Annotated in this window: 23 protein-coding genes and 1 riboswitch; of the genes, 6 read left to right on the plus strand and 17 right to left on the minus strand. The window is 64.7% G+C overall.

Going from position 1 to position 19,936, the window contains the following annotated elements:
• Window positions 1-42: 42 nt before the first annotated feature.
• On the minus strand, window positions 43-462 hold the full coding sequence (locus ACVW17_RS19045) for an NUDIX hydrolase (protein WP_456753295.1): 420 nt from the start codon (window positions 460-462) through the stop codon (window positions 43-45).
• Between the two features lie 56 nt (window positions 463-518).
• Window positions 519-1,019, minus strand: coding sequence for a hypothetical protein (locus tag ACVW17_RS19050; RefSeq protein ID WP_456753296.1), 501 nt, complete (start codon window positions 1,017-1,019; stop codon window positions 519-521).
• A 62-nt stretch (window positions 1,020-1,081) separates the two neighbouring features.
• On the opposite strand from ACVW17_RS19050, the gene ACVW17_RS19055 reads away from it, so the two are divergent.
• The gene (locus ACVW17_RS19055; protein ID WP_456797793.1) at window positions 1,082-1,843 is read left to right on the plus strand and encodes an SOS response-associated peptidase; all 762 of its coding nucleotides are present in this window, start codon (window positions 1,082-1,084) and stop codon (window positions 1,841-1,843) included.
• 207 nt (window positions 1,844-2,050) lie between these two features.
• Here ACVW17_RS19055 and ACVW17_RS19060 read toward each other — a convergent pair whose 3' ends face one another.
• Genes ACVW17_RS19060 through ACVW17_RS19070 form a run of 3 tightly spaced genes read right to left on the minus strand, consistent with a single transcriptional unit; the run spans window position 2,051 to window position 3,334 of the window.
• Window positions 2,051-2,437, minus strand: coding sequence for a RidA family protein (locus ACVW17_RS19060; protein ID WP_456753298.1), 387 nt, complete (start codon window positions 2,435-2,437; stop codon window positions 2,051-2,053).
• A gap of 4 nt (window positions 2,438-2,441) precedes the next feature.
• The gene (locus ACVW17_RS19065; RefSeq protein WP_456753299.1) at window positions 2,442-2,906 is read right to left on the minus strand and encodes a DUF6691 family protein; all 465 of its coding nucleotides are present in this window, start codon (window positions 2,904-2,906) and stop codon (window positions 2,442-2,444) included.
• 2 nt (window positions 2,907-2,908) lie between these two features.
• A complete protein-coding gene (locus ACVW17_RS19070; protein ID WP_456753300.1) occupies window positions 2,909-3,334 on the minus strand; it encodes a YeeE/YedE family protein in 426 nt (141 codons plus the stop codon).
• 197 nt (window positions 3,335-3,531) lie between these two features.
• Here ACVW17_RS19070 and ACVW17_RS19075 point away from each other — a divergent pair, with 197 nt between their 5' ends.
• On the plus strand, window positions 3,532-3,966 hold the full coding sequence (locus ACVW17_RS19075; protein ID WP_456753301.1) for a hypothetical protein: 435 nt from the start codon (window positions 3,532-3,534) through the stop codon (window positions 3,964-3,966).
• Window positions 3,967-4,140: 174 nt separating this feature from the next.
• Here the strand turns inward: ACVW17_RS19075 and ACVW17_RS19080 are convergent, their stop codons facing one another.
• The 3 genes from ACVW17_RS19080 to ACVW17_RS19090 form a co-directional block, all read right to left on the minus strand.
• Window positions 4,141-4,650, minus strand: a complete 510-nt coding sequence (locus ACVW17_RS19080; RefSeq protein ID WP_456753302.1) for a mismatch-specific DNA-glycosylase — start codon at window positions 4,648-4,650, stop codon at window positions 4,141-4,143.
• Window positions 4,651-4,675: 25 nt separating this feature from the next.
• The gene (locus ACVW17_RS19085) at window positions 4,676-5,152 is read right to left on the minus strand and encodes an NUDIX domain-containing protein (protein WP_456753303.1); all 477 of its coding nucleotides are present in this window, start codon (window positions 5,150-5,152) and stop codon (window positions 4,676-4,678) included.
• A gap of 129 nt (window positions 5,153-5,281) precedes the next feature.
• Window positions 5,282-5,677: a hypothetical protein gene (locus tag ACVW17_RS19090; RefSeq protein ID WP_456753304.1), complete on the minus strand. Its 396-nt coding sequence runs from the start codon at window positions 5,675-5,677 to the stop codon at window positions 5,282-5,284.
• Between the two features lie 157 nt (window positions 5,678-5,834).
• Between ACVW17_RS19090 and ACVW17_RS19095 the strand changes: the two genes are divergently transcribed.
• Window positions 5,835-7,502 (plus strand): flavin-containing monooxygenase, encoded by a 1,668-nt coding sequence (locus ACVW17_RS19095; protein ID WP_456753305.1) that lies wholly within the window; start codon window positions 5,835-5,837, stop codon window positions 7,500-7,502.
• 843 nt (window positions 7,503-8,345) lie between these two features.
• On the opposite strand, the gene thiC is transcribed toward ACVW17_RS19095, so the two are convergent.
• The 6 genes from thiC to ACVW17_RS19125 all read right to left on the minus strand — a co-directional run bounded on the left by thiC (window position 8,346) and on the right by ACVW17_RS19125 (window position 14,020).
• Window positions 8,346-10,244: a phosphomethylpyrimidine synthase ThiC gene (gene thiC / locus ACVW17_RS19100; protein WP_456753306.1), complete on the minus strand. Its 1,899-nt coding sequence runs from the start codon at window positions 10,242-10,244 to the stop codon at window positions 8,346-8,348.
• Between the two features lie 180 nt (window positions 10,245-10,424).
• Window positions 10,425-11,033: a thiamine phosphate synthase gene (thiE, locus tag ACVW17_RS19105; RefSeq protein ID WP_456753307.1), complete on the minus strand. Its 609-nt coding sequence runs from the start codon at window positions 11,031-11,033 to the stop codon at window positions 10,425-10,427.
• The gene (locus ACVW17_RS19110) at window positions 11,020-11,802 is read right to left on the minus strand and encodes a thiazole synthase (RefSeq protein WP_456753308.1); all 783 of its coding nucleotides are present in this window, start codon (window positions 11,800-11,802) and stop codon (window positions 11,020-11,022) included. Before ACVW17_RS19110 ends, thiE begins: the two co-directional genes overlap by 14 nt.
• Window positions 11,803-11,958: 156 nt before the next feature.
• Window positions 11,959-12,156 carry a sulfur carrier protein ThiS gene (gene thiS / locus ACVW17_RS19115; protein WP_456753309.1) on the minus strand — a complete coding sequence of 66 codons (198 nt, stop codon included), beginning with the start codon at window positions 12,154-12,156 and terminating at the stop codon, window positions 11,959-11,961.
• 7 nt (window positions 12,157-12,163) lie between these two features.
• Window positions 12,164-13,177: an FAD-dependent oxidoreductase gene (locus ACVW17_RS19120; RefSeq protein ID WP_456753310.1), complete on the minus strand. Its 1,014-nt coding sequence runs from the start codon at window positions 13,175-13,177 to the stop codon at window positions 12,164-12,166.
• Window positions 13,165-13,307: riboswitch (TPP riboswitch) on the minus strand. It overlaps the preceding gene by 13 nt.
• Window positions 13,308-13,465: 158 nt before the next feature.
• Window positions 13,466-14,020, minus strand: a complete 555-nt coding sequence (locus ACVW17_RS19125) for a transglycosylase SLT domain-containing protein (protein ID WP_456753311.1) — start codon at window positions 14,018-14,020, stop codon at window positions 13,466-13,468.
• A 366-nt stretch (window positions 14,021-14,386) separates the two neighbouring features.
• On the opposite strand from ACVW17_RS19125, the gene ACVW17_RS19130 reads away from it, so the two are divergent.
• Window positions 14,387-14,596 carry a hypothetical protein gene (locus ACVW17_RS19130; RefSeq protein WP_456756473.1) on the plus strand — a complete coding sequence of 70 codons (210 nt, stop codon included), beginning with the start codon at window positions 14,387-14,389 and terminating at the stop codon, window positions 14,594-14,596.
• 20 nt (window positions 14,597-14,616) lie between these two features.
• Here the strand turns inward: ACVW17_RS19130 and ACVW17_RS19135 are convergent, their stop codons facing one another.
• Both ACVW17_RS19135 and ACVW17_RS19140 read right to left on the minus strand, forming a co-directional pair.
• Window positions 14,617-15,975, minus strand: coding sequence for an ATP-binding protein (locus ACVW17_RS19135; protein WP_456753312.1), 1,359 nt, complete (start codon window positions 15,973-15,975; stop codon window positions 14,617-14,619).
• A gap of 2 nt (window positions 15,976-15,977) precedes the next feature.
• Window positions 15,978-16,715 (minus strand): response regulator, encoded by a 738-nt coding sequence (locus ACVW17_RS19140; RefSeq protein WP_409902747.1) that lies wholly within the window; start codon window positions 16,713-16,715, stop codon window positions 15,978-15,980.
• Window positions 16,716-17,061: 346 nt separating this feature from the next.
• On the opposite strand from ACVW17_RS19140, the gene ACVW17_RS19145 reads away from it, so the two are divergent.
• Entirely contained in the window at window positions 17,062-17,439 is a 378-nt protein-coding gene (locus tag ACVW17_RS19145; protein ID WP_021079972.1) for a PRC-barrel domain-containing protein, read from the plus strand.
• 352 nt (window positions 17,440-17,791) lie between these two features.
• Window positions 17,792-18,310, plus strand: a complete 519-nt coding sequence (locus ACVW17_RS19150) for a PRC-barrel domain-containing protein (RefSeq protein WP_456753313.1) — start codon at window positions 17,792-17,794, stop codon at window positions 18,308-18,310.
• 67 nt (window positions 18,311-18,377) lie between these two features.
• Here ACVW17_RS19150 and ACVW17_RS19155 read toward each other — a convergent pair whose 3' ends face one another.
• Window positions 18,378-19,775 carry a glycerophosphodiester phosphodiesterase family protein gene (locus ACVW17_RS19155; RefSeq protein WP_456753314.1) on the minus strand — a complete coding sequence of 466 codons (1,398 nt, stop codon included), beginning with the start codon at window positions 19,773-19,775 and terminating at the stop codon, window positions 18,378-18,380.
• Window positions 19,776-19,936 lie beyond the last annotated feature (161 nt).

Below are 19,936 nucleotides of genomic sequence, written 5' to 3' on the forward strand. Positions count from 1 at the left end.
GAGGCAAGGCGGCAGGGCGCTCCAAAGCGCCCGAAAAGGCCATCAAACCAGCCGCCGGGCGGTCGCAATGACCTCGTGGAGGCTGCCGGTCACCTTGAGGTCGCCGATCTGCTCCGGGGCCAGCCATTTGAAATCGTCATGCTCGTCGTTCAGTACGGGCTCGCGGGAGGCCCAGCGCGCTGCGAAGGTCATGATCAAATAATGCCCGGTGCCGGGGCCGGTCGGCAGCACCTCGCGCCAGCCGGCAAGCCCCAGGATCTCGACCCTAAGACCGGTCTCCTCGTCGATCTCCCGGTGCAGCGCGGTGTGCAGCGTCTCGCCGAACTCGACCCGGCCGCCGGGCAGCGAATAGAAGCCCTTGCCGGGCGAGCGGGCGCGGCGCACCAGCAGCACCTTGCCGTCACGGAAGATCACGCCGGATACGGCGAGCTGCGGGCGGATCGGAGGTTCGGAAGAGGTCAAGGCAACAACCGGTTTTGAGCATGATCCGGAAACGTGGAGGCATATAGCCCGATATCTCAGGCGCCCGCCATGATCCGATCGACATCGGCCTCTGCGGCGCCGTTGATGACGCCGGCGGTCTGCATCACCAGCGGCTTGACCCAGACGATGGCCTGCTCGGCGAGCGCGACCCGGCTCTTGTCCTGCTGCAACTGCCGCATCGCGGCACCGACCTCGGTCAGGATCCTGGTCATGCTGTCGGTGAGCTGGTCGAATTCCGCCCGGATACCGGCGTTCGCCATCTCATAGGCCTCGATCGCGAGGTCACGCGCCTTGAAATTGGACGCGGTGAAATGCTCGGCATAGGACAGCGGCTGCCATTCCAGGAAATCGTCGGCGCATTCCGGCAGGTCCGGCACCATCTCCAGAAGCATGATGGCTTCGTTGAAGTGATTGAGGTAGTCGGTCGCAAGCCCGGTGCGGGGATTGATGTTGGCAGCGCGCAATTGCGCCGCCCGCGCCTCGTCGGGGTACGTCGGTCGCGGGGAAGAGCCCGCTATGGCGGCCGTTGAGGTCATTGATCGCAGTCTTTAACGCTCCAAGTTAAGGCAGAATAAACGGATACCACTCTGGACGGAATATGTGCGGACGCTTTGTCATAACCTCGCCGCCGGCGGCCTTGCGGGAGATGTTCGGCTATATCGAGCAGCCGAATTTTCCGCCACGGTATAATATTGCGCCGACCCAGCCGATCCCGGTGGTGCTGCTGCAGAATGGCGGCCGGCATTTTCAATTGATGCGCTGGGGCCTGATCCCGTCCTGGGTCAAGGACCCCAGAACCTTCTCGCTGTTGATCAACGCCCGCTCCGAGACCGTGCGGGAGAAGCCCGCCTTCAAGAATGCGATCAAGCGGCGCCGCGCGCTGATCCCGGCCGATGGCTATTACGAGTGGCACGATGCCGGCGGCCGCAAGCGGCCGTTCTTCATCCATCGCCGCGACGGCCATCCGACGGCCTTCGCAGCCCTTGCCGAGATCTGGATGGGGCCGAACGGAGAGGAGCAGGACACGGTCGCGATCGTCACCGCGCCGGCGAGCGCCGACCTCGCGCAGCTGCATCACCGCGTCCCGGTCACGATCCGCCCCGAGCAGTTCGCGCGCTGGCTCGACTGCCTGCCCAACGATGTCGACGACGTGATGCCGATGCTGAAGGGACCTGACGTCGGCGAATTCGCTTGGCACCAGGTCACGATGCGGGTCAACGCGGTTGCCAACGACGACGCGCAATTGCTGCTGCCGATGACCGCGGAAGAGATCGCGGCGGAGGACGCACCGGCAGCGAAGAAGGCCGCGCCAAGGAAGGCGGCTGTGCGTGAGGATGACGGGCAGGGGTCGTTGTTCTAGCGGCTGGCTGAGGCAGCGCCGTGCGATTTGGAGTTTCACGCACGTTTTCTCCACATCGTCGTCCTGGCGAACGCAGGCGCCCGATACTCTCCGTCGTCATTCCGGGGCGCGCGAAGCGAGAGCCCGGAATCCATTGCTCCACAGGCCCTGCGGCATGATGGATTCCGGGTTCTCGCTTCGCGAGCGACGGAATGACGGGTGAGGTGGCTACCCCTTCACGTGCGCCACGCCCTCGATCTCGATCAGCATCTTCGGATTGGGTAGCGCCACCACCACGCAGGTGGTGCGCGCGGGATACGGCGCGGGGCCGAATGCGCCGGCATAGAGTGCGTTCATCGCGGCGACGTCGCTGGCGCGGGTCAGCAGCACGTTGACCTTGACGAGATCGCGCGTCGTCGCGCCCGCCTCGGTCAGCACGCGCTTGAAATTGGTGACGACATTGGCGAACTGCGCCTCGAAGCTGTCGGGCAGCTCGCGGTTGGCGTCGAAGCCGGGAATGCCGGATATGAACAGCAAATCGCCGACGCGGGCGCCGAACGAGAGCGGCGGCGCCTGGACGCCGGGCGGAGGAGGGAAGTGCTTGATCTCTGTCATGAGGTCACCCGTCTGCGCGAGATGGAAGGGGAGAGGTTTCGATGATGTGCGGCGCGGCCGCCCGCCGGCGCCAGACCTCGTTGCCGAACATGCCGGCCAGCATCGCGACGACGAACACCACGATCGGCAGCGACAGCCCGGCGAGATTGACAAGTGCCGGCCCGGGGCAGATGCCGGCGAGGCCCCAGCCGATGCCGAACAGCACGGCACCGCCGACCAGCGGCGCATCGATGTCGTTGCGGTCGGGCCAGACGAAGCGCGCTGACAAGGCGGGCGCGGTGCGCTGCCGCGCGATCGCAAAGCCTGTGGCGGCCACCGCAACCGCGCCCGCCATCACGAAGACGAGCGTCGCATCCCAGGCGCCGAACAGGTCGAGGAAGCCGAGCACCTTCTGCGGATCGGTCATGCCGGAGATCAGAAGGCCCGCGCCGAAGATCAGGCCGCACGCGAAGCTTGCGAGAACCGGCATGGCTAGCCTCCTATCACATGTCTTGTGATCGCAACGGTTGCGATCGCCGCCGTCATGAAGATGAACGTCGCCGCGATCGAGCGGCCGGACAGCCGCGCGAAGCCGCAGACGCCGTGGCCCGAGGTGCAGCCGTTGCCCATGCGGGTGCCGAACCCGACCAGGAGGCCCGCGATCGCGATCACTGCGAGGCTTCCGTTCATCGCCGGCCGCGGCAGCGGCGCGCCGAACAGGGCCGCGACCAGCGGTGCCGCGATCAGCCCGGCGATGAATGCGATGCGCCAGCCCCGATCGCTGGTATCGGGCTGGAGCAGGCCGCCGGCGATGCCGGTAACCCCCGCGATTCGTCCGGTCAGCAGCATCAGGAGCGCCGCGGCAAGCCCGATCAGCGCGCCGCCGGCAAGGCCGGAAACTGGGGTAAAATTGTGCATCGGTGCGGGTCCCTGTTGCGCAAACTCCTCAGCGATGGCGCAAAGCGGTGGCCGCATATGCGCCAATGGTCGCGCGACTATAAGGGCGATGATAGACTCCGCGCGAACATGAACAAGCGCAATCCCGCGTGTTTTGCAGGCATTTCGACGTGCCGCCGCCCGGTCGGATTGCCGCGATTCGATCTGGAGAACTCCCCATGAGATTGTCATCCGCTGCCCGCGCCGTGCTGTTCGCGCTGGCGCTGCTCACCGGATCGTCCGCTGCGCTGGCCGACGAGGGCGCGGTGACGCTCGTCATCTTCAAGGGCGGCTGGGTGTTCGGCGGCTCCGCCGGCAAGGGCGTCCTGACCTTCCACGGCCAGACTTACGGGCTCACGGCCGGCGGGCTGGACTACGGCCTCGTGTTCGGCGGCTCGCAGACCACGTTGCAGGGCCGGGTGCGCAACATCCGCCGCGCCCAGGATATCGCCGGCGTCTATGCCGCGGCCGGCGTGGGCGTCGCGCTCGGCGCCGGGATGCGCGGCATCCTGCTCACCAACCAGAACGGCGCGGTGCTCGAACTGAGCGGCAAGCAGGTCGGCCTGATGGCCAATGTCGATCTCAGCGGGTTGGCGATCACGTTGAAGGAGTAGGACGCCGCCCGCCGCTTCGTCATTCCGGGGCTCGCGGAGCGAGAGCCCGGAATCCATTCATCCACTAACTGTGCAGCCCAATGGATTCCGGGCTCGCGCCAAGCGGCGCGCCCTCAGGTGCGCAATTGCGCACCGGGGAATGACGGAGAAGTCTGCGCCGTTCCATCCGGATATCTACGCGATCCATTCGGCGAGTTCGCGCCACGGCTGCAAGCTCCAATGGCCGGACGCCGCGCCCGATGGCGACGGCAGCACGAACACATCGGGAAATCCATTCATCGCCGGCTGCCTCCCGAGCGCAAGCGCGCTGGTCGGTTTGCCATAAAACAGGCTCGCCGCCTTTCTGCTGGTGAAGGCGATGGTCTTCGGCCGATATGTCTCGATCTTCGTCCTGAAGCCGATCACATCGAACGCGTCCCGCGCGATCTCATGATCCATCCCGGCGCCGGTCTTGCAGAGATCGGTGAAGCCGATGCCGAGTGCGAGCAAAGCCGCGAACTCGTCCGGCCGATAACGCCGCGGCGTGATTCCCGCCTCATGCAGCGCGCGCCAGAACCGGTTGCCGGGATGCGCGTAGTAATGTCCGACTGCGGCCGAGCGCGTGCTCGCCGCGGTGCCGACGAACACCAGGCGCAGATCGGCGCGGAGCTGGTCGGGGAGGCGGTGAAGATTGCTGTCGGGCATCGCAGCGCGGTACCAGTGGCCTTGCTTAGTCGAACTCGTCCTTCGGCAAACCCAGCTTCTCGACCAGGCTATGCAACAGCGCAAGCTGCCCCCTGGTGATTTTTCTGAACGCCTCGTTCAACGCAAACCAGCCGGCGCGATCCGCCTCGGGAAACTCCGCCAGCCGGCCCGACCGTGGCGGCCACTCCATTTTGAAGGTGTTGCTCCTGAACGCCGCAAGGTCGAAGTCGCCTTCGAAGGCCCAGGCGCTGACATGCTTGCCGCTGGGCTGCCTGAAGCTGCCAAGCGCGATGAAGGTGCCGACCGGCCGCTGTCCCGTTTCCTCCTCGAATTCGCGTTGCGCGGCGATCAGCGGATCTTCGCCTTCCTCGTGGAGGCCCTTGGGGGTGGACCATGCGCCGTCGTCCTTCCTCGCCCAGAACGGGCCGCCGGGATGCACCAGCAGCACCTCGAGGCCGTGCCTGCGGCGAAACATCAGGAGACCGGCGCTGCGCTGGGGCATGATCGATCCTGCAAGCTTGCCGCGATGCCAAAGCATGATCCGGAAAAGTGCGAAGCGGTTTTCCGAAAAGATCATGCTCAAACAGAGAAGCTAAAGCGCGATAACGATTCAACCAAATCTCATCGCGCTTTAACGCACCGGCTCCTTGATCTCGTCCTCGGCCGCGACCGCCTGCGCCGGCCCGGTCGCACGCACCATCAGGAACCGTCCCGAGAACGCCGTGCCGCGGATGCTCCAGCGACCGTCGATCTCGGTCGCGTCGGCATTGACCGCGCCTTCATAGTGGACGGTGTCATAGCCGTAACCAGCCGGCTCGTAGCGCTTGACGAACGTGACAGCGCTGCCGGAGCGGTGACCGGACAGCGAAGCGTTGTGGGTGCTGATCGGGCAGCCCGGCGCGACGCAAGGTTCGGTCACGCTGCCGCCGAGCGCGCCGCCGGCGTCGATCAGCGTCGCCAGGAACGTGACCATGCCGCTCGGCTGCACATAGCTGCCGTCCCAGACGCCGGTGAGGTTGTCGTCCATGTCGCTCGTCCGAATTTCCCGCGCGTTGAAAGGCAGGGATCGATGTGGCGCTTGCAGCGTCTCAACGCAAGTCGCATGCGCCGCGTCGCGGTTGCCTGCACAGGCAAAACGGTCTGTAATCCCTTCAAACAGATCAAGAAGACTATTGGAGCGATCCATGACGGGAGAGGCGAAAACCCATTTCGAGGTGATCGTGGTCGGCGCCGGCGTCGCGGGCATCTACCAGATCAAGCGGCTCGCCGATCTCGGCATCGATGCCACCGTGCTGGAAGCCGCGCCCGATCTCGGCGGCACCTGGTACTGGAACCGCTATCCCGGCTGCCGTTTCGACTCGGAGAGCTATACCTACGGCTTCTCGTTCTCGCGCGAGCTGCTCGACGAATGGCACTGGAAGGAGCGCTTCTCCGGCCAGCCCGAAAATCTGCGCTACCTCCACTACGTCGCCGACAAGTTCGACCTGCGCCAGCACATGCAGTTCAACCGCAAGGTCGAGACCATGGTCTTCGACGAGACGCGCGATCTCTGGCGATTGAGGATCAGTGACGGCCGCGAGCTGACCTGCCGCTTCGTGGTGCTCGCGATCGGGCTGCTGTCGGCGCCGACCATGCCGCGGTTGCCCGGGATCGAGGACTTCAAGGGACTTTCTTTCCACACTTACTATTGGCCGCACGAGCCGGTCGATCTCGCCGGCAAGAAGGTCGCCGTGATCGGCACCGGCGCCACCGGCATTCAGGTGATCGGCGAGATCGCCGACAAGGTCGGCCAGCTCACCGTGTTCCAGCGCCGGCCGAACTGGAGCGCGCCGCTCAACAACTCTGCGATCTCGGAAGCGGAGATGGCCGACATCCGCGCCCGCTACGACGAGATCTTCGCCGCCTGCGCGCTGACGCCGGGCAGTTTCGTCCATGGCCCCGACAAGCGCGGCTTCTACGAGGTGAGCCGCGAGGAGCGGCTGAAGCTGTGGGACAAGCTCTACGACGAGCCCGGCTTCGGCATCTGGCTCGCGAATTTCCGCGAGATTTTCATGGATGAAGCCGCCAATGCGGAATTGTCCGAGTACATCGCAGGCCGCATCCGCCAGCGCGTCAACGATCCGAAGGTCGCGGAGAAGCTGATCCCGCGGGATCACGGCTTCGGCGTGCAGCGCCTGCCGCTGGAGACCCGCTATTTCGAGGCCTATAACCGCGACAACGTCCACCTCGTCGACCTCTCCGAGACGCCGCTGGTCCGCGTCACCGAGACCGGTTTGCGCACCACGGCGCGCGACTATGCCTTCGACATCATCGTCTACGCCACCGGATTCGACGCCATCACCGGCGCCTACGACCTGATCGATATCCGCGGCGCCGGCGGCGAGAAGCTCGCCGACAAATGGAAGCACGCGCCGTCGACCTTCCTCGGCATGCTCGTGCACGGCTTCCCGAACCTCTTGATGCCGACCGGCCCGCAAAGCGCGTCGGCTTCGACTAACTTCCCGCGCGGCATCGAGAACGGCGTCAACTGGTGCACCAATCTGCTGCAATACATGTGGGACCGCGGCCTGACCCGCGCCGACGCCACGCTGGAAGCGCAAGAGCGCTGGACCGCGCATGTCGTCAAGATGTACGAGATCATGCTGATGCGCAAAGCCAAGGGCTGGTTCACCGGCTACAACTCCAACGTCCCGGGGCATGAAGAGGGGACGGTGCGGTACTTCGTCTACAACGGTGGCACGCCGAAGTTCTTGGGGATCATCAACGGCGTGGCGGAGAAGGGGTATCAGGAGATTGAGTTTGGCACGGGGGCGAGGCACGGCGCGCAGACAGCGCTTAGCGCGTCTGCGTAGTGTCATTGTTCGTAAGGGAAGCATCGGCAGATGGGTTCCCCCCCCCTTGCGGGGGCGGGCTAGCGAGAGGGGCATACGCCGGCGTCCGTGGTACCCCTCTCTCCAACTCTCCCCCGCAAGGGGGGGAGAGAGCCCTCCCATCGTGCCCGCCTACCATAGTGGTTTATGCAACTCGGTCGCAGTAAGCTCTGTCGCAATGCCCAGCACCAAGCTTAACTTGACCGGGTCGCTGACTGACGTCGCAGCCAGAAGCTGAGACACCAAAATCGGCTAACGAGCGTTAGCAAGGCGGAGCAAGATGATTGTTGTCCCGATTCTGGCAATTGCGACGACTATTGCGGTCCTCTGGTCAGCTTACAAATTCCAGACAGCTTACGTCGCGCTCATTGACGTGTTGCCTTCGCAATTTCAGGATGGGTTGAATTCGAAGTTTGCCTTTTCGGAGTACATTCTTAGGCCAACGACGCCTTTGCCGACGCAGGCAGACTATGTGCAATCCCAAGTGGGCTCTTGCTTCGCTGCGCTCGGCATAGCGCTCCTTTGCTATCTTTACGAAAATCAGGTCGTTGGTGCGATTGTATTCGTGATGTTTCTCGCCTTTTCGTTTCTTACGATTAGATCTTGGAAGCTTTACCGCATGAATTGTAGTCTGCGACCGTTCCAAGATGAGGCGCGGTAGCATTTGGCCTGCATGCTGCAGTGGTACGTGGGGCGAATAGGAATCCAGGATGTCGCTTCGCATCCAGGCTCCATTGACAAAAAAGCCGGGCTTTCGCCCGGCTTCTCATTCGCAGATGGATGCCCGGGTCAGGCCCGGGCATGACGAGCGGTGAGGTCGAAGCCTCACAACACCCGATTGCTCTCCTTCACTTTGTCCGCGTCGAGATACAGGTTCTCGCCCATCTCCTTGAACTTGGCGCTCATCGTCGCCATGCCGTCCTCGATGGTGCCTGACATCGACGCTCCGACGCCGGTCGGGTCGTTGAGCGTCGCGGCGTAGTCGCGGACGTCCTGGGTGATCTTCATCGAGCAGAATTTCGGGCCGCACATCGAACAGAAATGCGCGACCTTGTGGGCTTCCTTCGGCAGGGTCTCGTCGTGGAAGTTCTTCGCGGTCTCGGGGTCGAGGCCGAGGTTGAACTGGTCCTGCCAGCGGAAGTCGAAGCGAGCACGTGACAGCGCGTCGTCGCGGAGTTGTGCAGCGGGGTGGCCCTTGGCGAGGTCTGAGGCGTGGGCCGCGATCTTGTAGGTGATGACGCCGACCTTGACGTCGTTGCGATCGGGCAGGCCGAGATGCTCCTTCGGCGTGACATAGCAGAGCATGGCGCAGCCGAACCAGCCGATCATCGCGGCACCGATGCCCGAGGTGATGTGGTCATAGCCCGGCGCGATGTCGGTGGTCAGCGGCCCGAGGGTGTAGAACGGCGCCTCGCCGCATTCCTTGAGCTGCTTGTCCATGTTGATCTTGATCTTGTGCATCGGCACGTGGCCGGGGCCCTCGATCATGACCTGGCAGCCCTTGTCCCACGCGATCTTCGTCAACTCGCCGAGCGTCTCCAGTTCGGCGAACTGGGCGCGGTCGTTGGCGTCGGCGATCGAGCCCGGGCGCAGGCCGTCGCCGAGCGAGAACGAGACATCGTATTTCCGCATCAGGTCGCAGATCTCGTCGAAATGGGTGTAGAGGAAGCTCTCCTTGTGATGCGCGAGGCACCACTTCGCCATGATCGAGCCGCCGCGCGACACGATGCCGGTGACGCGGTTGGCGGTGAGGTGGATATAGGCGAGGCGCACGCCGGCATGGATCGTGAAATAGTCGACGCCCTGTTCGCACTGCTCGATCAGGGTGTCCTTGTAGAGCTCCCAGGTCAGCTTGACGGGATCGCCGTCGCACTTCTCCAGCGCCTGATAGATCGGAACGGTGCCGATCGGCACCGGCGAGTTGCGCAAAATCCATTCGCGGGTGGTGTGGATGTTGCGGCCGGTCGAGAGGTCCATCACGGTGTCGGCGCCCCAGCGGATCGCCCACACCATCTTGTCGACCTCCTCCTCCACTGATGAGGTCACCGCCGAGTTGCCGATATTGGCGTTGATCTTGGTCAGGAAGTTGCGGCCGATGATCATCGGCTCGAGCTCGGCATGGTTGATGTTGGAGGGGATGATGGCGCGGCCGCGCGCGATCTCGTCGCGGACGAATTCCGGCGTGATGAAGGCAGGCACCGCGGCGCCAAAACTTTCACCGTCGGCAAGGGCTGCCTCGGCGCGTTCGAGCTGCTGCTTGCGGCCGAGATTCTCGCGTTCGGCGACGTAGATCATCTCCTTGGTGATGATGCCGGCGCGGGCGAATTCGAGCTGGGTGATCTTGTGGCCGTCGAGGCCGCGCAGCGGCGTGTGGTGCGCGGTGAACGCCTTGGCGGCGTGGGCTGCACCGACATTGCCGTTGTCCTCCGGCTTGATGGTGCGGCCCTCATACTCCTCGACGCCGCCGCGTTCCCTAACCCAGGCCAGCCGATTGCGCGGCAGGCCGGCATTGACGTCGATCGTGACGTCGGGATCGGTGTAGGGGCCCGAGGTGTCGTAGACCGGCAGGTTGGGCTCGCCGGCGCCTTCCGACAGGATGATCTCGCGCAGCGGCACGCGGAGATCGGGTGCGCTTGCGGGCGTCGCGAAGATCTTGCGCGAGGCGGGCAGCGCGCCTGTGGTGACGGCGGGGCGAGTGGTGTCGGGGTTGGAGCGGATGTTCATGAGGGATTCTCCGTTAGTTCGTTGGCAGCGCTGCGCGCGAGTTGAGTACCGCTGTCATCCCCGCGAAAGCGGGGATCCAGTATTCCAGAGGCCGCGGTGGGATACGGTGAAGCCGCGGCGTGCTGGATCGCCCGGTCAAGCCGGGCGATGACGGCAGGGGGTGTGGAACGAGAGTGTGCATCACGCGGCCTCCGCGCTAAGGCCGAGCCATTGCCGCACCCGCGCGTCGGGGTCCGCGTTCTGGGTGACGTCACTGACGACGGCGATCGACGAGGCGCCGGCGGCGAAGATCTCGGCTGATTGCTCGAACTTGATGCCGCCGATCGCGACAAGGGGAATGGCGCCGATCCGTTTCTTCCACTCGGTGATCTTCGCAATGCCCTGCGGCGCGAAGCGCATCGATTTCAGCGTCGTGAAGAAGATCGGGCCGAGCGCGACATAGTCCGGCTTGGCGGCGAGCGCGGTGGCGAGCTCGGCATCGTCATGGGTCGAGATACCGAGCGTGAGCTTGGCTTTGCGGATCTCGGCGAGGTCGGCTGCCGCGAGGTCTTCCTGGCCGAGATGCAGGTGCTCGGCGCCGGCAACGATCGCCGCGCGCCAGTAGTCGTTGACGACGAGTTTTGTGCCCGTGCCCCTGGTCACCACGAGCGCGTCGGTGACGATCTGCAACGCCCCGGAATCGTCGAGCTCTTTCGCGCGCAGCTGGATGGTGCCGACGCCGAGTTTTGTCAGTCGCTCGACCCATTGGACGCTGTCGACGACGGGATAGAATGGATCAGGATACGGCATGCCAGAACGGGGTCCCAACGACAGGGGTGGAGGGGGAGGCGAAGTCGCGCGCTTGCATCAGCCCGGCTTCGTAGGCGGTGCGGCCGGCCTCGACGCCGAAGCGGAAGGCATTGGCCATCGCCACGGGATCGTCGGCTTTTGCGATCGCGGTGTTGAGCAGCACGGCGTCATAGCCGAGCTCGAGCGCTTCGGCGGCGTGCGAAGGTGCGCCGAGCCCGGCGTCGACCACCAGGGTGATGTCGGGCAGGCGATCGCGCAGCAGTTTGAGTGCATCGCGGTTGGTGATGCCTTTTGCACTTCCGATCGGCGCGGCCCACGGCATCACCACCTTGCAGCCGGCCTCGACCAGGCGCGAGGCGACCGAGAAATCTTCGGTGCAGTAGGGAAACACCTCAAAGCCGTCCTTGACCAGGATGGTAGCGGCCTCGACAAGGCCGACCACGTCGGGCTGCAGTGTGTCGTTGTCGGCGATCACCTCGAGCTTGATCCAGGGCGTGCCGAACAATTCGCGCGCCAGCTTTGCAGTCGTTACCGCTTCGCGCACGCTGCGGCAGCCCGCGGTGTTCGGCAGCACGGTGACGCCGAGCTCGCGGATCAGCGCCCAGAACGCATCGCCGGTCTTGCCGCCCGCGGCCTCGCGCCGCAGCGACACCGTGACGATGCTGGCGCCGGACGCGCGGATCGCGTTCTGCATGATCGCGGGCGAGGGATACAGCGCCGTGCCGATCAGCAAGCGGGAGGGGAAGGATTTGCCGTAGAAGTTCACCATGTTCGAGGCGTCTCCTCAAATGTGGTCGTCATCCCCGCGCATGCGGGGATCCAGTATTCCAGAGGCCCTGCCGTCAACCGAGGAGCCGCGGCGTACTGGATCGCCCGGTCAAGCCGGGCGATGACGGCGGAGTAAAGGGCGCGATTGCGCGTCACATCACCCTCCCTGCCGCGGCGTGATGATCTCGATCTCGTCGCCGGCTTGAAGCCGCGTCTCGGCCCAGCGGCTCTTCGGCACCACGTCGTAATTCAGCGCGATCGCGAAATGGCTGCCCTCGTAGTCGAGCTCGGCCAAGAGCGCGTCGACGCTGGCTGCGTTGATCTCCCGCTGCTCGCCGTTGACAATTACACGCATTGGACGATCACACGCATTGCATCACCTCATTGTCGATTTCGCCGCGCGCGAGATAGGCGAGCGTCAGCTCGGCCAGCGCGGGCGCCAGCAGGAAGCCATGGCGGTAGAGTCCGTTCACCGTGATGCGTTCCTGCTCGATCCTGATTTTCGGCAGATTGTCCGGGAAGGCGGGCCTGAGCCCGGCGCCGAATTCGACGATGCGCGCCTCGCCGAACGCCGGGTGCACCACATAGGCGGCGCCGAGCAATTCCAGCGCCGAGCGCACGCTGACGCCGTTATCCTCGGCCTCGATCGAGGTCGCGCCCAGCATGAAGCGGCCGTCGCCGCGCGGGATCACGTAGAGCGGCCAGCGCGGATGGATCAGCCGCACCGGGCGCAACAGCTCGACCTCGGACGTCTCGATGATGATCATCTCGCCCTTGACGCCGCGCAGGCTCGGCTCGCGGTCGCGCGCGGCAAGCCCGCGGCAGTCGATCACGAGGCCGTCGAGATCATCGGCTTCCACGGCGCTGCCGAACCTGATGGTGCCGCCGGCCTTGGCGATCGCCGCATGGAGCTGCGGCAGCACGCGGCGCGGCTCGACATGGCCTTCCTCGGGATAGAACAGTCCCTCGCGGAAGCGGCCCTCGAGCGACGGCTCGAGCGCACTCACGGCCTGCGCGTCCAGCCTGCGGTAGCCGGTGGTGAGACGGGCGAAGCGCTCGAAATCGGTGCGGTCGCGCGGATGCGCCACCACCAGCGAGCCGTTGAACGCGGTTTGCGGAAAATGGTCGCGCCACAAATCGAGCGAGCGGATGCCAAGCCGCGAGATCACCGGCTCGGAGGCCTCCGCTTCGCACCACGGCGCCAGCATGCCGCCGGCCCAATGGCTTGTGGAGTCCGTCATCCCAGCGTCACTGCGCTCATGCAGGGTGACGGCACGTCCGGCCGCTGCGAGCAACAACGCATGCCAGGCGCCGGCTATCCCTGCGCCGATGATGGAGACGGGGGAATCCCCCCGCGGTCTTGACGTCTGGTACATCCCTGTCCCTTCGCCGGCATGACCCGGATCAGGTTCAAAGGGTCACCGCGGTCCCGAACTGATCGCCTGACGGCGACGCCCAAGCTTGCGGTATCTCAGCTCCTCCTTCGGAGCACCCCTCGGAACGGCTCTAATGTAGGCGGATGGGCCTCTGTGTCAACTTGTATGCCACGAGCGGGCGCGCCGTGGTGCCGCAGCTCCTCACACGAGGTTACAGCCGTAGGAACGCGTGATCTCGCCGCGGGGAGGGCCCGCAGCCGCGCCAAGCGCGTCAGCGCCGCGACAGGCTTACTTTTCGGCCTGTTCCGGCCTCGGCTCGGCGGTATCGGCCGTCACCTGATCCTGCTTCGCGAGCTCCTTCGGCGGTGCACCGGCGGCGCCATGCATCGCCTCTTTGAGGTGACCGCCGCGCTGCCGCTTTGCGACATAGTAATACCCGCCCGCGAAATAACGCACGGCTCGATCGAAATCGCCGTTGGCGGCACGATAGGCGCCGGCGAGGTATCTGACGCCGTATCGGAGGTTGGTCGCGGCGTCGCGCAGACCTTCGGCGGTACCGGTGTAGCCGACCCCGCGGGCGGTCGCGAGCTTGATCTGCATCATGCCGATGGCGCCGCCGCGCCCGATCAAATGCGGCTGGTACTTGCTCTCGCGGACGATGACGCGATGGACCAGCTCTTCCGGCACCAGATTGGCCTGCGCCTCGGCCGCCACCATCGCCTCGTATTGCGCGCGCGATTGCGCACTCGCGCCGGCGCAGGACGCAAGCCACGCAACGGCGGCAAGGCTGCTGACAGCAAGGCTGCTGACGGCAAGGCGGCTGAAGGTCTGAACGGTCTTCATCTCTGATACGCTCGGGTGGGTCAAACGCGCGTCGGTTCTGCGGTCTCATTGGTACGGCGAACGGGCAGGAATGTGGCAAAACCTTCGCATCAGCGGACGATCTGCGTCGGTGATTGTCCGGATGTGGGCGAGGCGGACGGCGCGCGTGCGCGGCGGATGCTTCAAATTGTCTGCTTCGATCGACTCAGCCGAGAATTGTTTTTCTTCCGATTTTCCCGATCGCGTTATGCCGCACGCTATCCACAGCAGTTTGTCGTGCAAACGACTCGACGAAGGTTTACACTTCTCGGCAAGGCAGCGCGCGTGTTGAGTCAGCACGTCTGTCCATTCCAGAGCACGCAAGAAACAACATTCGGGAGATGCGCCATGAATCGTCAAGATTCAGTCCGTCAGGACATTGGCTATATGCCTCGCGAAAATCCCTGCGCGCAATGCGGCAAGCCGATCGCCCGCCCCGATTGGGTCGAGCACAGCGAAGGCCGCACGTCTTATCTGTGGAATTGTCGCGCCTGCAATTACCGCTTCGAGGCGGTCGCGATCTACGACCACACGCAACTCACGCCGCTCGCCGCCTGAACGCTGCTCGCCTCGCCTGATCAGGCTGCGGTTCGCTGCGGCGGCTGCAACGGTTGCTGATGCGCCGGCAATTCGATCCGGACCACCAGCCCGTGCGGAGTGCGATCGTGCAGCGACAGCGTGCCGCCATGCGCGAGCACGATGGCGTTGGCGATCGACAGGCCGAGGCCGAAGCCTTCGGCTTCGTCCATGTTGCGCGCCTGGTCGCCGCGCACGAAAGGCTCCATCACGGTCGACTTGTGCGCATCCGAGATGCCGGGGCCGTCGTCCTCGATGTCGACGACGAGGCGGTCGGGCCTGACGTCGAGGCGAACGGTCACCTCGCCGCCGAAGCGCGCAGCATTGTCCACCAGATTGGTGATGCAGCGATGCAAATCGGCGGGCCGCGCGGTCGCCATCGCGTGCTGCGGGCCCTCGTAATTGACCTTGTGTCCCATGTCGACGAACTGGTCGGTGACGAGGTGCAGCGTGCTCGCGATGTCGACCAGCGTCATCTCCTCGAGCTTGCGGTCGTTGCGCAGGAACGACAGCACCGATTCCAGCATCGAGCGCATCTGGTCGAGGTCGCGCAGCATGCGGTGGCGATTGGTCTCGTCCTCGATGAATTCGGCGCGCAGTCGCATCCGCGTGATCGGCGTGCGCAGATCGTGGCTGATCGCGGCCAGCATCTTGGTGCGGTCGTCGATCAATGCGGTGATCCGCTCGCGCATCCGGTTCAGCGCCTTGGCGAGCGAGCGGATCTCCTCTGGCCCGCGCTCGGGCAGCGGAGCTTCGGCGCCGTTCAGGCTGAAGGTCTCGGCCGCCTTGACGAACGACGACAGCGGCGCGGTCAGCGCCCATGCCGCCCACAGGCCGAGCAGGGTGACGCTGATGACGGCGAACAGCACCGTCATCATCCACGGACCGCCCCAGAACGGCCGCATGTGCTGATCCGGCATCAGGTTGGCGGCGAACATCGCGCCGTCGGGCAGGCGGATCGCGACGCGGCGGATCTCGCTGTCATGCGGCGCAGAACCCGCCTCGCGCGGCAGCGAGAAGACGCGATAGCCGGCCCCGAGCCGGCGCAGCGCGTGCAGGCTCGGCGCGTCCGTCTCGGCGAGCGCGCCGGCGTCGGCCGGCAGGTCGCCGACCGCAAGCTGCGGGAATGCGCGGGCGATGTCGGCCTGGAGCCGCGGCCGCTCCGATGCCGGAGCATGCCCGAGCAGTTGCGCGGCGGCGGCGAGTTGGGTGTGCCAGCGATCCGACGCATCGGGCCGATCCGGGCGATGGATCAGGAAGGTGGCGGTGATGATCAGATGCAGCGCGACGATCGAGACGACGACCAGCGCCGCCATCTGGGCGCCGATCCCCCGCAGACTCAGCACGCGCAGCAGCTTCATGGTCAGTTGCTCGTGGCGGCAACCGCCTCCACCCTCGGAGTGAACACATAGCCGCCGGAACGCACCGTCTTGATCATGGTGGCTTCCTGCGGATCGGGCTCGATCTTGCGCCGGATACGGCTGACCAGCACGTCGATCGAACGCTCGAACGAGCCGGCGCTGCGGCCCTGCGTCAGGTCGAGCAGGCTGTCGCGCGACAGCACGCGGCCGGGCCGTTCGCAGAAGGTCCGCAGCAGGTCGAACTCGGCGCTGGTCATGGCGACGCGCGCGCCGTCGGGGTTGCGCAGCTCGCGCAAGCGGATGTCGATGCGCCAGCCGAGGAAAGTCAGCGTGGTCGCGCCCTCGATCGCGCTGGCGTTGCGCGCGGCGGCCTGCCGGCGCAGCACCGCGTTGATCCGCGCCAACAGCTCGCGCGGGTTGAACGGCTTTGCCAAATAATCGTCGGCGCCCATCTCGAGGCCGAGGATGCGGTCGACGTCCTCACCGCGCGCGGTCAGCATGATGATCGGCGTCTGCGACTCCGCGCGCACCTTGCGGCACAGGCTGAGGCCGTCCTCGCCGGGCAGCATGACATCGAGCACCAGCAGATCGACGCGGTGATCGGTCATCGCCTTGGCCATCTCGCGGCCGTCGGAGGCGGTCGTGACGTGGCAGGAATTGGTGCGGAGATATTTTGCGATGAGGGACCGCGTCTCGCGATCGTCCTCGACGACTAGGATATTGGGCGCAGCCTGGGTCATACCGATCTTTTGTCCGTGATTCGGGGAAAGCGGCTCAGGAATTTTGTTTCAGTGTGTTTCTAAGTCTTGCCCAGCCGATCGAGTTAAACAGGTCCCCGGCGGGGAGAAAAGTTAGCGTTCTGTCATCAAGCTAACGCGTTGATATCCGGGCCGAACTCCAACCGGCTCGGACCGGGAGGCGTGACGGCCAGGGCAGCCGGAAAAAGGCAAGGCTCGCTGTCATATCGGGGCCGGAACCCGTTTGCCCGGCGACGCGTTATTTCTCTTTCAAGCCAAGGTCCGGGCCATGGTCCGGGCCAAGTTTCGGGCAAGGGCTCAGATAAGGGCTCAGGTTGAGGAGGGTGAAATGGCTGTCGAGGTCAGGACAAGGCCGCATCAGCTGATTGCAAGCGACCGGGTTGAGGGGACCGCGGTGCGCCGCGCCAATGGCGACATGATCGGCCACATCGAGCGGCTGATGATCGACAAGATCTCGGGCAAGGTGTCATACGCGGTGCTGAGCTTCGGCGGTTTCCTCGGGATCGGAACCAACCTGATTCCGCTGCCGTGGGGCCGGTTGCACTATAACCCGAAGTTCGAGGCCTATGAACTCGACATCGAGGATGACGAGTTGAAGCGGGCGCCGTCGTTTCGCGCCGACAAGGATTTCGACTGGGGCGATCGCTCGCAGGAAGTCGAGCTGCATCGCTTCTATGGCGTGCCGCCCTATTGGGGCGGCTTCTGATCGCACGGCGACCGGCGCGCGCGGGATCGACGGATGTCGATCGCTGATGCCCGCTCGGGCGCGCGTGCATGCCGCGCGGTTCGCCGGGACGACTTAGTGAGCCAAACATCGTCACATCAGGGACTGCGCGTCCGGCGCAGTCGTGAGGCTCAACCGCAGCCTAGTTGAGATGCGGCGATCGCTTTCGTCAAGCACTGCAACGTCCCGTCTATCGAAAAGTTGCCGGTGCATGCTGCACCGTGACCGTGTTCCGTCATACCGGAGCGGCTTTTGAGCGCAGGCGCAATAGGAACGGTCGCTGACATCACGGGTTCTCCCAGCATCGATTGTGCGAACTGAGGAGAGCGCAACCATGTTGATCAAATCAATCATCGCCGGCGTTGCCGGCTCGGCTTTGCTTGCGACCGTCGCGGTCGCGCAAACGCCCGCCGACAAGACCGACAACAAGATGTCACCGCCGGCATCGACGGCGGCCACCTCGCCGAACACCTACAAGGGTGACTGGCGCGCGTCGAAGGTCGTCGGCCTTAGCGTCTACAACGACAGTAACGAGAGCGTCGGCTCGATCAATGATCTCCTGATGGACAAGGGCGGTGCCATTAAGGCGGTCGTGATCGGCGTCGGCGGTTTCCTGGGTGTCGGCGAGCACCTGGTCGCGGTGCCGATCGACAAGGTGAAGTTCGTCAACGAGCCGGTCGCCTATACCGGTGCTGCGAACACCGGCAGCACGAACAAGTCGACGACCACAACGGGCGCGGCCCCTGCGGCATCGTCCTCGAAGCCGAATCCCTGGTATCCGGATCACGCGGTGTTCAGCGCGACCAAGGATGAGCTGAAGGCGATGCCCGAGTTCAAGTACTCGACCGACTGACGCATAGCGCATGACGTGAAAGACAAGCGCGCCCGGTGATGCCGGGCGCGCTTTTGTTGCGCAGGCTTCACCGGCCGAGCTCGCGCAGGTAAGCCGCGCGGGCGGCGACGCCGGTGTGGGTGAAATCCGTGAACACCCCGTCGACGCCGAGACGGAAGAACTTCAGATATTCAAGGGCCGGATCGCCGTGGTAGTCGGCGGCGAGATATTTCTTCTCGTTGCGGAACGTGAAGACATGCACGAACAGGCCGAGCCTGTGCGCGTCGGCGATCACGCTGGTTGCGTCCTGCGTCCTGGCGTCCGCCGTCGAACCCTTGGTCGGCTTGCCGTCGGCGCTCTCGTCCGTCCAGGGCGAGATCTTGTACGGCACGATATAGGCCTTCCACGGACCGATGCCGTCGGCATAGGTCTTGATCTCGGCGAGGCCTTCCGGCGTCAGCATCGTATCGAAGGTGCGGCTGTCGCCCGCAACCGTCCAGTCGTAGGGGCGGGAATTGGCGATATTGTTGAGCAGCACCTTACCCGTCCTGAAGTCGACGCCGTTGCCGTCGATCAGCTGGACCTGCCGTGTTTCCAGTCCGTGGCTGCGCATGTATTTCAGGCTGCCGGGCTCGAAGCTCTGCACGATGATCGGCGCGTCCTTTGAATTGAGGCCGTTCTCCTTGATGATCTTGATCAGGGCGTCCTCGAGCGGACGGCTGCCGGGCGCGCCGCAGCCATTGGCGATCGCCTGGGCATTGTTCCAGGTCGGGTTCTTGGTTTCCGGATAGACCGAGATCGAACGTCCGGTCGCCTTGCTCTTGGCCTTGGCGATGTCGATGATGTCCTGGAAGCTGATGATCGGAAACTTGCCGTTGAACAGTTTCGGCCGCTCGTTGGCTGCATCATAGGTGGTGCCGGCGATCCAGGTTCTCAGCTCGGCCATGGTGAAATCGGTGATCGACCAGTCGTTGGTGTGATCATCGCTGTCGACGATCAGCGCCTTCAGCACCGACTTCGGATCGGCCGGATCGAGGAGGTCGGTGGGATATTCAGCCGGGCCGCTGGTCTGGGTTTGCACCCATTTCACCTTGACGCGGACGCCCGGCGTCGTGCGTTTGCGTTTGGCGACGTCCGCATTGGTCTTCGCCACTTCGGCAACGTTGGTGTTGTCGCCGAGCCATGGATTGTGGCGCGCCACCAGCACGCAATCCTTGGTCAGATGCAGGTCTTCTTCGAGCGAGTCGGTGCCGAGGTCGGCGGCGAGCTCGTACGAGGCTTCGGTCTCCTCGGGCACCAGGCCCGGCACACCGCGATGCCCGATCACCAGCGGCAGCTTGCCGTCGACGGTCAGGAACGGTTTGGCGCCTGAAGGTGCCGGGCCGGTTTGCGCCGACGCGATCGACGGCAGCAGGATCGCCAGGGCCGTCGCGCCGAGCAGCATCGCTCCAACATGCATCTTTCGTCGCGAACAAAACTGCTTCACGGCCAAGTCTCCATCTCCAGCCTGGCATCGGGTTGATGCCACGAGCGCCCGAACCGACCAGGGCTGACGCTGTTGTCTTCTTGTCTCAATCTCCTGACAAGCGGATGACTGAGGGGAAGCGCGATCCAAACGAAAGAGGATGTGGATCGATCGATCTTCCA

It is taken from the genome of Bradyrhizobium sp. USDA 4473 (assembly GCF_054063335.1).

Bases quoted from the DNA above. Each gene is read 5' to 3' on its own strand.
- ACVW17_RS19075 (WP_456753301.1), top strand. From the start codon at position 3,532: ATGAGATTGTCATCCGCTGCCCGCGCCGTGCTGTTCGCGCTGGCGCTG.
- ACVW17_RS19060 (WP_456753298.1), bottom strand. From the start codon at position 2,437: ATGACAGAGATCAAGCACTTCCCTCCTCCGCCCGGCGTCCAGGCGCCG.
- ACVW17_RS19095 (WP_456753305.1), top strand. From the start codon at position 5,835: ATGACGGGAGAGGCGAAAACCCATTTCGAGGTGATCGTGGTCGGCGCC.
- ACVW17_RS19055 (WP_456797793.1), top strand. From the start codon at position 1,082: ATGTGCGGACGCTTTGTCATAACCTCGCCGCCGGCGGCCTTGCGGGAG.
- ACVW17_RS19145 (WP_021079972.1), top strand. From the start codon at position 17,062: ATGGCTGTCGAGGTCAGGACAAGGCCGCATCAGCTGATTGCAAGCGAC.
- ACVW17_RS19110 (WP_456753308.1), bottom strand. From the start codon at position 11,802: ATGGTGAACTTCTACGGCAAATCCTTCCCCTCCCGCTTGCTGATCGGC.
- ACVW17_RS19130 (WP_456756473.1), top strand. From the start codon at position 14,387: ATGAATCGTCAAGATTCAGTCCGTCAGGACATTGGCTATATGCCTCGC.
- ACVW17_RS19135 (WP_456753312.1), bottom strand. From the start codon at position 15,975: ATGAAGCTGCTGCGCGTGCTGAGTCTGCGGGGGATCGGCGCCCAGATG.
- ACVW17_RS19120 (WP_456753310.1), bottom strand. From the start codon at position 13,177: ATGTACCAGACGTCAAGACCGCGGGGGGATTCCCCCGTCTCCATCATC.
- ACVW17_RS19140 (WP_409902747.1), bottom strand. From the start codon at position 16,715: ATGACCCAGGCTGCGCCCAATATCCTAGTCGTCGAGGACGATCGCGAG.
- thiC (WP_456753306.1), bottom strand. From the start codon at position 10,244: ATGAACATCCGCTCCAACCCCGACACCACTCGCCCCGCCGTCACCACA.
- ACVW17_RS19050 (WP_456753296.1), bottom strand. From the start codon at position 1,019: ATGACCTCAACGGCCGCCATAGCGGGCTCTTCCCCGCGACCGACGTAC.
- ACVW17_RS19080 (WP_456753302.1), bottom strand. From the start codon at position 4,650: ATGCCCGACAGCAATCTTCACCGCCTCCCCGACCAGCTCCGCGCCGAT.
- ACVW17_RS19125 (WP_456753311.1), bottom strand. From the start codon at position 14,020: ATGAAGACCGTTCAGACCTTCAGCCGCCTTGCCGTCAGCAGCCTTGCT.
- thiE (WP_456753307.1), bottom strand. From the start codon at position 11,033: ATGCCGTATCCTGATCCATTCTATCCCGTCGTCGACAGCGTCCAATGG.
- ACVW17_RS19070 (WP_456753300.1), bottom strand. From the start codon at position 3,334: ATGCACAATTTTACCCCAGTTTCCGGCCTTGCCGGCGGCGCGCTGATC.
- ACVW17_RS19090 (WP_456753304.1), bottom strand. From the start codon at position 5,677: ATGGACGACAACCTCACCGGCGTCTGGGACGGCAGCTATGTGCAGCCG.
- ACVW17_RS19150 (WP_456753313.1), top strand. From the start codon at position 17,792: ATGTTGATCAAATCAATCATCGCCGGCGTTGCCGGCTCGGCTTTGCTT.
- ACVW17_RS19065 (WP_456753299.1), bottom strand. From the start codon at position 2,906: ATGCCGGTTCTCGCAAGCTTCGCGTGCGGCCTGATCTTCGGCGCGGGC.
- ACVW17_RS19085 (WP_456753303.1), bottom strand. From the start codon at position 5,152: ATGCCCCAGCGCAGCGCCGGTCTCCTGATGTTTCGCCGCAGGCACGGC.
- thiS (WP_456753309.1), bottom strand. From the start codon at position 12,156: ATGCGTGTAATTGTCAACGGCGAGCAGCGGGAGATCAACGCAGCCAGC.